We start from the raw sequence: 1,629 nt of genomic DNA, 5'->3' as shown, positions 1-1,629 counted from the left end.
ATACTATAGAAGCGATCGCCTGTTTGAAATAGATATTTCAATTCATTATGAAATCTTATACTAGCCATCAAAATGAATTGAAATATCTATTTCAAACAGGCGATCGCTTCTATAGTATAGGTCAACTAGAAACTGCATTAAAAAATTTTCAAAGAGCTTTAGAAATTACTAGATTAATTAATAACCAGGAAACAAGACTCAATATTGTCTATAGAATTGGATTAGTTCACCGTAAAATAGGAGAATATTCCAATGCCCTTAAATACCTAGAACTAGCCTTAGAACTAGCAAAAACAATAGGAAACGAAGCAAAAATCGCCACTATATATAATGAAAAAGGAGAAATTTATTATCTTTTAAAAGAGTATACTACTGCTTTGAAGTGTTATTCACAAGCTCTAATAATATTTAATAAATTCAAAGATATCGTAGGTATCGGCAAAACAATTAATCACATTAGCACGATTTATAATTTAACTGAATTATCAACTCAATCCCTAGAGTATTCTCGCAAATCTTTAAATATTTTTCAAAAGCTTGCTCAATCGGCAAAAAATGATAAATTGACAATTAAAATCAACGAATCAATTGCATTGCATAATATGGGAGAAGCATATTTTCTAATCAGTAGACCTCGCCAAGCTCAAGCCTTTTTAGAACTTGCTTTAGAGATTCGGCAAAAACTCTGGGAAGATTCTCTAGATCGGTTAGCATTAACAATAGATAATATTCCTAAAATAGAAAAAAATCATTATTCTAGCTATGTATATCCTCAAAAAATGGCAACTTATGAACAGAAAGAAAAAGATGGATTTCGCAGAAGTATTTTTGCTGAATATGGTAAAGATTTAGTAAAAACTCTTGATTTAATCGAAAAAGTTTATAAAAATCTAGGGCTAGAGAGACAAGCGAATAACTATCATCAACAACGGATAGAAATTAGTGAAAAAATTAATAGTAATTCTTGGTTAGTTACAACTTAAGCTGAAGTAAGATTATAGCAAATTCAAAAAAAGTCGATTTCTTAATCTGTAGTTCCTATCAATTTTTTACAACTTTACTACCTCTGATAAATTGCAAAAGTTATAAGCTTTTGAGCATTTAAAACATATATTCATTTTTTCTTAAAGGCAACAGGTATATCGCTACGCGTAAGTCAGAAGTTAGAAGTTAGAAGTCAGAATTAATCCCGGACTGACTTTGAGCATTTATAAATTTCCTAACTTATTTGCGTAGTGCTATAATACCAGTTTGATAAATGTTTGCTACAAATAGATAGGATATTTCTTAGGAGTCAACCCACCCCTCGCCCCTCCCCCTCCCAGGAGGGGAACTAAGGAGTCAGAATGAGTGGTTTTAATAGCAGTTTTTAGGTCTGAATTTATCTTTTTACTCCAAGAGATATCTTTTATAAAGTAGGGGCGTTTTGCTCCACAATATGTAAACTAGAGAGCTTCTACGTTAGCCAATGGCCATTAGCTAGCTCACAACTACGTTAACGCCCTTACTGCCCCTATTATTGGTAACATTCTTTTTTGACCCTTAGTATAATATCAACAGGACTTACGCACAAGATGAAATTATACACCATTTCTACGAGTGAACGGCCGTTCACTCGTAGAAATGGTA

Annotated in this window: 1 protein-coding gene; it reads left to right on the top strand. The window is 32.2% G+C overall.

Going from position 1 to position 1,629, the window contains the following annotated elements:
* Window positions 1–47: 47 nt before the first annotated feature.
* On the top strand, window positions 48–983 hold the full coding sequence (locus F6K13_RS32175) for a tetratricopeptide repeat protein (RefSeq protein ID WP_124146689.1): 936 nt from the start codon (window positions 48–50) through the stop codon (window positions 981–983).
* Window positions 984–1,629 lie beyond the last annotated feature (646 nt).

This window comes from Okeania sp. SIO2B9, from assembly GCF_010672505.1.
Lineage (GTDB): Bacteria > Cyanobacteriota > Cyanobacteriia > Cyanobacteriales > Microcoleaceae > Okeania > Okeania hirsuta.
This window is presented reverse-complemented; position numbering and strand designations above follow the sequence as displayed.

Coding starts and splice junctions, on each gene's coding strand:
- F6K13_RS32175 (WP_124146689.1), top strand. CDS start 48: ATGAAATCTTATACTAGCCATCAAAATGAATTGAAATATCTATTTCAA.